This window comes from Streptomyces sp. NPDC033216 (genome assembly GCF_055577115.1).
In genome coordinates this window covers 217,608-224,059 of sequence record NZ_JBVIQK010000007.1, presented here as the reverse complement: position 1 = coordinate 224,059, position 6,452 = coordinate 217,608, and the positions used below count along the sequence as shown (strand labels likewise).

Below are 6,452 nucleotides of genomic sequence, written 5' to 3'. Positions count from 1 at the left end.
TTGTAGGAGGTTGGTGTGTGGGGTGACTTGGGGTCCTCCGGGGAGGCCCCCCCCCCCCCCCCCCCCCCGCCCACACACGGATACCCTTGACAGGTGACCGACGCCCAAGAAACCGCAGCAGCCAGCTCACTGCGAACCACCGGGGGCGCCCCTCCGGAAGACGACGGACCGACTGCTACCGGGGCGCCGACACCACTGCTGGAACCGCGCGAGGGCATTCCCCCCGTGATCGCCGACGACGACGCCCTCGCCGAGATGATCGCCGCCTTCGCCGCCGGCTCCGGCCCCGTGGCCGTGGACGCCGAACGCGCCTCCGGCTACCGCTACGGCCAGCGCGCCTATCTGGTGCAGCTGCGCCGTGAGGGCGCCGGTACCGCGCTGATCGACCCCGTCGCGTGCCCCGACCTCTCCGCGCTCGGCGAGGCGCTGTCCAGCGTGGAGTGGGTGCTGCACGCGGCCACCCAGGACCTGCCCTGTCTGCGGGAAATAGGCATGGTGCCCACCCGCCTCTTCGACACCGAGCTGGCCGGGCGACTCGCCGGGTTCCCCCGCGTCGGCCTCGGCGCGATGGTCGAGGGCGTCCTCGGCTTCGTCCTGGAGAAGGGGCACTCCGCCGTCGACTGGTCCACCCGTCCGCTGCCCGAGCCGTGGCTGCGCTATGCCGCCCTGGACGTCGAACTCCTCGTCGACCTGCGCGACGCGCTGGAGAAGGAGCTGGACCGACAGGGCAAGCTGGACTGGGCCTGGCAGGAGTTCGACGCGATCGCCTCCGCTCCGCCGCCCGAGCCCCGCAAGGACCCCTGGCGCCGTACGTCCGGCATGCACAAGGTGCGTCGGCGCCGTCAGCTCGGTGTGGTGCGGGAGCTGTGGCAGACGCGGGACCGGATCGCCCAGCGGCGGGACGTCTCCCCCGGCAAGGTGCTGTCGGACGCGGCCATCGTGGAAGCCGCGCTCGCCCTGCCGGTCAACGTGCACGCGCTGGCCGCGCTGAACGGCTTCGGGCACCGGATGAGCCGGCGCCAGCTCGAGCAGTGGCAGGCGGCCGTCGACCGGGCCAAGTCGCTGAGCGAGTCGCAACTGCCGCAGCCGGGGCAGTCGGTCGTCGGGCCTCCGCCGCCGCGGGCCTGGGCGGACAAGGATCCCGAGGCCGCCGCCCGCCTCTCTGCGGCGAGGTCGGCCATCTCGGCGGTGGCCGAGGAACTGAACATGCCGCAGGAGAACCTGATCTCTCCCGACACCGTCCGGCGGGTCTGCTGGGAGCCGCCCCAGCCGGTCGACACGGCGTCGATCGCGTCGGCGCTCACGGCCCTCGGCGCACGCCCCTGGCAGGTGGAGCAGGTGACGCCGGTGCTGGTGGCGGCGCTGTCGGCGAAGGGGACGGGCCCGCAGGCAGGCGGTACGCGGGAGAGCGGTGCGCAGGGGGCGGGCGCACCCGAGAGCGGCGCGCTGGGGACCGCCGCGGGGGAGACGGATTCCCGGAGGCCGGCCTAGCCGCCGTGGACATCGCTGTCATACGGCGGTCGCCGGCCCCGGCGGTCACTCGCGCCGTTTCCGCGCTCGGGGCATCACCGGGTCAGCGCTCGCGTGAACCGTTGCAGGTGTTCCACAGGGTCAGGAGGACGATCGATGCCGGCAGGAAGACGAGGACCGCTCCTGCCGAGATCGTCCTCCCAGGGGCCGCGCAGGGGCCCCTGAAGCGCAACAGCGACGTCGAGTTCACGCCAAGATCTTGTGGACGGGTGGAGGAAAGGGCCCGCGGAAGGCGGGGCTCGACGCTCCGCCGCGCGTGTGACATTCACCGCTCCACCCGGTAGGGCTGTGCAGCTACGTTACCCACAAGTAGCATGGGTTCTGAGCGCGCGCTCAGCGCTTGCGCAACGCAGCAGTGCCACCCCGCACCTGGAGGAGAGCCATCGTGCCTCGTACCGTCAGGGACGTCGTCTTCGTAGACGGCGTCCGTACCCCGTTCGGCAAGGCGGGCCCGAAGGGCATCTACCACGAGACCCGTGCCGACGACCTCGTCGTGAAGGCGATCCGGGAGCTGCTGCGCCGCAACCCCGGTCTCGACCCGAAGAAGGTCGACGAGGTCGCCATCGCCGCGACGACGCAGATCGGCGACCAGGGCCTGACCATCGGCCGCACCGCCGGCATCCTGGCCGGCCTGCCGACCTCCGTGCCCGGTTACTCCATCGACCGCATGTGCGCGGGCGCCCTGACGGCCGTCACCACGGTCGCCGGCTCCGTCGCCTTCGGCGCCTACGACATCGCCATCGCCGGCGGTGTCGAGCACATGGGCCGCCACCCGATGGGCGAGGGCGTCGACCCGAACCCCCGGTTCGTGAGCGAGAAGCTGGTCGACGAGTCCGCCCTCTTCATGGGCATGACCGCGGAGAACCTGCACGACCGGTACCCGCAGATCACCAAGCTGCGCGCCGACGAGTACGCGGTGCGCTCGCAGGAGAAGGCCGCCAAGGCCTACGCCAACGGCAAGATCCAGGCCGACCTGGTGCCGGTTTCCGTGCGCCGTACGAGCCCCGAGGCCGGCGAGACGGGCTGGGGCCTGGTCACCGCCGACGAGCCGATGCGTCCGGGAACGACCCTGGAGAACCTCTCCGGGCTGAAGACCCCGTTCCGTGTGCACGGCCGGGTCACCGCCGGCAACGCGGCCGGTCTGAACGACGGCGCGACCGCTTCCCTCATCGCTTCCGAGGACTTCGCGCGCGAGAACGGCCTGCCGGTCAAGATGCGTCTGGTCTCCTACGCCTTCGCGGGCGTCGAGCCGGAGGTGATGGGCTACGGCCCGATCCCGGCCACGGAGAAGGCCCTCGCGCAGGCGGGTCTGTCGATCTCCGACATCGGTCTCTTCGAGATCAACGAGGCCTTCGCCGTCCAGGTCCTGGCGTTCCTGGACCACTACGGCATCGCGGACGACGACGAGCGCGTCAACCAGTACGGCGGCGCCATCGCCTTCGGCCACCCGCTGGCCTCCTCCGGCGTCCGTCTGATGACGCAGCTGGCCCGCCAGTTCGAGGAGCAGCCGCACGTCCGCTACGGCCTGACCACCATGTGCGTCGGCTTCGGCATGGGCGCGACGGTCATCTGGGAGAACCCGCACTTCGAGGGGGACAAGTGAGCACCACCGCTGAGCTGCTGAAGGGTGCGGCCGAGCTGTTCCCGGACGAGGTCGTCACGTCGGCGCACGTACGCCACTTCGACCTGCCGCAGGGTGCCGGGCGCTTCGCCCTGATCACCCTCGACAACGGCCTGGACCACACCAAGCCGACCACCTTCGGCCCGCAGTCGCTGGCGAACCTGAACACCGCCATCGACCAGGTCGAGAAGGAGGCCGCGGCCGGCGAGATCGTCGGTGTCGGCGTCACCGGCAAGCCGTTCATCTTCGCGGTCGGCGCCGACCTCAAGGGCGTCGAGCTGCTGAAGGAGCACGAGCACGCGCTCGCCATCGGCAAGGGCGGCCACGAGGTCTTCAAGCGCCTCTCCGGCCTGGCGGTGCCGACCTTCGCGTACTACAACGGCGCGGCCATGGGCGGCGGCGTCGAGGTCGGTCTGCACTGCACCTACCGCACGGTGTCCGCGGCCCTGCCCGCCTTCTCGCTGCCCGAGGTCTTCCTCGGTCTGGTCCCCGGCTGGGGCGGCTGCACCCTGCTGCCGAACCTGATCGGTGCCGAGAAGGCCGTCTCGGTGATCATCGAGAACTCGCTCAACCAGAACAAGCAGCTCAAGGGCGCCCAGGTCTACGAACTGGGGATCGCCGACGCCCTGTTCGAGGGCGCGGACTTCCTGGAGCAGTCGCTGATCTGGACGGCGGCCGTCCTCAAGGGCGAGATCGTCGTCGACCGTCCCGTGATCGACCGCGGCGAGGCCTGGGACCGGGCCGTCGCCAAGGGCCGCTTCATCGCGGACAGCAAGGTGCACGGCGCCGCCCCGGCCGCCTACCGCGCCCTCGACATCATCGCCGCCGCCAAGAACGGCGACCTCCAGCAGGGCTACGACGCCGAGGACCAGGCCCTCGCCGACCTGATCATGGGTGGCGAACTGCGTGCCGGTATCTACGCGTTCAACCTGGTGCAGAAGCGCGGCAAGCGCCCCGCCGGCGCCCCCGACAAGAACCTGGCCCGCCCGGTCACCAAGGTCGGCGTCGTGGGCGCGGGCCTGATGGCCTCGCAGCTCGCCCTGCTGTTCCTGCGCCGACTGGAGGTGCCGGTCGTGCTGACCGACATCGACCAGGAGCGCGTCGACAAGGGCGTGGGCTACGTCCACGCCGAGATCGACAAGCTGCTCGGCAAGGGCCGCATCAACCAGGACAAGGCCAACCGCCTCAGGGCACTGGTGACCGGTGTGCTGGACAAGGCCGAGGGCTTCGCGGACGCGGACTTCATCATCGAAGCCGTCTTCGAGGAGATCGGCGTCAAGCAGCAGGTGTTCGCGGAGGTCGAGGCGGTCGCCCCGGCGCACGCGATCCTCGCCACCAACACCTCGTCCCTCTCGGTCACCGAGATGGCGTCGAAGCTGAAGAATCCCGAGCGGGTCGTGGGCTTCCACTTCTTCAACCCGGTCGCGATCCTGCCGCTCCTGGAGATCGTGCGCGGCGAGGCCACCGACGACGCGTCGCTGGCCACCGCCTTCGCCGTCGCCAAGAAGCTGAAGAAGACGGCGGTTCTGGTGAAGGACGCCCCGGCGTTCGTCGTGAACCGCATCCTGACCCGTTTCATGGGTGAGGTGCAGAACGTCATCGACGAGGGCACCCCCGTCGAGGTCGCGGAGAAGGCGGTGGAACCGCTCGGCCTGCCGATGTCCCCGCTGGTCCTCCTCGAGCTGGTCGGCCCGGCGATCGGCCTGCACGTCTCGGAGACGCTCAACCGGGCGTTCCCGGACCGTTTCACGGTCTCCCCGAACCTCAAGGCGGTCGTCGAGGCGGGCAAGCGCGGCTTCTACGTCTACGACAGCGGCAAGCCCGAGCTGGACCCGGAGGTCGCCGCGCTGCTGAAGCAGGGCGACACCGTCCTGACCGAGGAGCAGGTGCGGGCGCGCGTCCTGGACGCGGTGGCGCAGGAGATCGGGCTCATGCTCGACGAGGGCGTCGTCGCCGAGGCCCAGGACATCGACCTCTGCCTGATCACCGGTGCCGGCTGGCCCTTCCACCTGGGCGGCATCACGCCGTACCTGGACCGTGAGGGTGTGTCGGAGCGGGTGAACGGCAAGACGTTCCTCGCTCCGGGCGTGGCGTCGATCCCGGCGTAACGCACAGGCGTGCAGGAGGGCCTCCGCCGGTCGGCGGGGGCCCTCCTCGTGTCCGCGCCCGCGGCACCGGGGACATGCGGCGGCGGGCTGCCACGCAGGCGGGCCGAGCCCGGTCAGACCTCCTGCCACGCCGTCAGCGCCAGCCCCGGTTCGCTCTTGCGGCGGGTGAGGAGGAGCCGGCCGGTCGACGGGGACAGGGTCACCGCGACCACCCGGTCCTCGTGGTCCCGGGCGAGGGCCACCTCGGCGTCGGCGGGCAGCTGGGGTCCGGACTCGGTCCACCAGGCGCCGGCGCCCTCCTCCTCGGTCGGGTACGCCGCGAAGGCCACCCTGCCGCTGGACGAGCGCTGGGCCAGCAACGTGCAGTCGTGGCCGTCGAGTTCGCAGCGTACGGCGGCCACCGGACCGGGGCCCGCCGCGGCGAGCAGGGCGACGGGCTTGCCGCCGGGGCGCCAGGCGCACAGGTCGCCCGAGTCGTCGGTGTAGTACAGCGTGGTGTGGTCCGGCGAGGTGGACAGGGCCCGCAGGGTGCCGGGGCGGACCGACGTCTCCAGCGACTCCGCGAGGACGGGCGGGGTGCCCGGCTGCTCCTGCCGCCAGTGCTGAAGGCCGCCGGGGACGGCCGCGTACGCCTCGACCCGCCCGGACTCCCCCGCGAGCGCGACCGGCGCTCCCTGGACGTCCGGCCCCTTCAGGTCGCGCCACGGGTCCCAGCCGCCCTTCTCCTTCTGGGCGACCATGCCGAGCCCGGTGCCGGCGCGGGCCACGAAGACGTGTGCCCGCCCCTGGGCGTCCACGGCCACGGCGGGGACACCGGTGCGGTCGCCCTTCGTGTTCGGGTGGCCGGCCGTGACCCAGTCGAGGGCGGCGAGCAGGGGCCGGAAGTGGGTGGAGTGCACCAGCCCCGCCTGGCCCGCCGCGGTGGGCCGCCAGGAGACCAGATGGGCGTATGCGTCGTCGCCCCGGCCGACCGCGAGGACCGCGTGCACCTTCTGGTCGCCGCCGACCTTGCGGGGTGGGGCCCAGGAGCCGCCGGGCGTGTGCTCCGCGCGGCACAGGACCGCGTCGTCCGACGTCAGGTAGACACAGAGCCGCCCGTCGCGGCCACGTACGAGCCATTCGCCGTTCACCCGGTCACTGTATGACGGCCCTCTGCGCACGTCCGCGCGTGGGGCACGTCCGAGCGGTCGTCC

5 protein-coding genes are annotated in these 6,452 nt (G+C 71.9%); 3 read left to right on the top strand and 2 right to left on the bottom strand.

The genetic code is table 11. From position 1 onward, the window contains the following. Positions 1-93 precede the first annotated feature (93 nt). Positions 94-1,491 (top strand): ribonuclease D, encoded by a 1,398-nt coding sequence (locus tag ACZ5Y0_RS16475; protein ID WP_469129350.1) that lies wholly within the window; start codon positions 94-96, stop codon positions 1,489-1,491. Between the two features lie 82 nt (positions 1,492-1,573). On the opposite strand, the gene ACZ5Y0_RS16470 is transcribed toward ACZ5Y0_RS16475, so the two are convergent. Continuing rightward, entirely contained in the window at positions 1,574-1,720 is a 147-nt protein-coding gene (locus tag ACZ5Y0_RS16470) for a hypothetical protein (RefSeq protein ID WP_469129437.1), read from the bottom strand. A gap of 195 nt (positions 1,721-1,915) precedes the next feature. Between ACZ5Y0_RS16470 and ACZ5Y0_RS16465 the strand changes: the two genes are divergently transcribed. Both ACZ5Y0_RS16465 and ACZ5Y0_RS16460 read left to right on the top strand, forming a co-directional pair. Beyond that, the gene (locus ACZ5Y0_RS16465) at positions 1,916-3,133 is read left to right on the top strand and encodes a thiolase family protein (protein WP_469129349.1); all 1,218 of its coding nucleotides are present in this window, start codon (positions 1,916-1,918) and stop codon (positions 3,131-3,133) included. After that, positions 3,130-5,259 carry a 3-hydroxyacyl-CoA dehydrogenase NAD-binding domain-containing protein gene (locus ACZ5Y0_RS16460; protein WP_469129348.1) on the top strand — a complete coding sequence of 710 codons (2,130 nt, stop codon included), beginning with the start codon at positions 3,130-3,132 and terminating at the stop codon, positions 5,257-5,259. Before ACZ5Y0_RS16465 ends, ACZ5Y0_RS16460 begins: the two co-directional genes overlap by 4 nt. 113 nt (positions 5,260-5,372) lie before the next feature. On the opposite strand, the gene ACZ5Y0_RS16455 is transcribed toward ACZ5Y0_RS16460, so the two are convergent. Beyond that, entirely contained in the window at positions 5,373-6,389 is a 1,017-nt protein-coding gene (locus ACZ5Y0_RS16455; protein WP_469129347.1) for a hypothetical protein, read from the bottom strand. Positions 6,390-6,452: the final 63 nt, after the last annotated feature.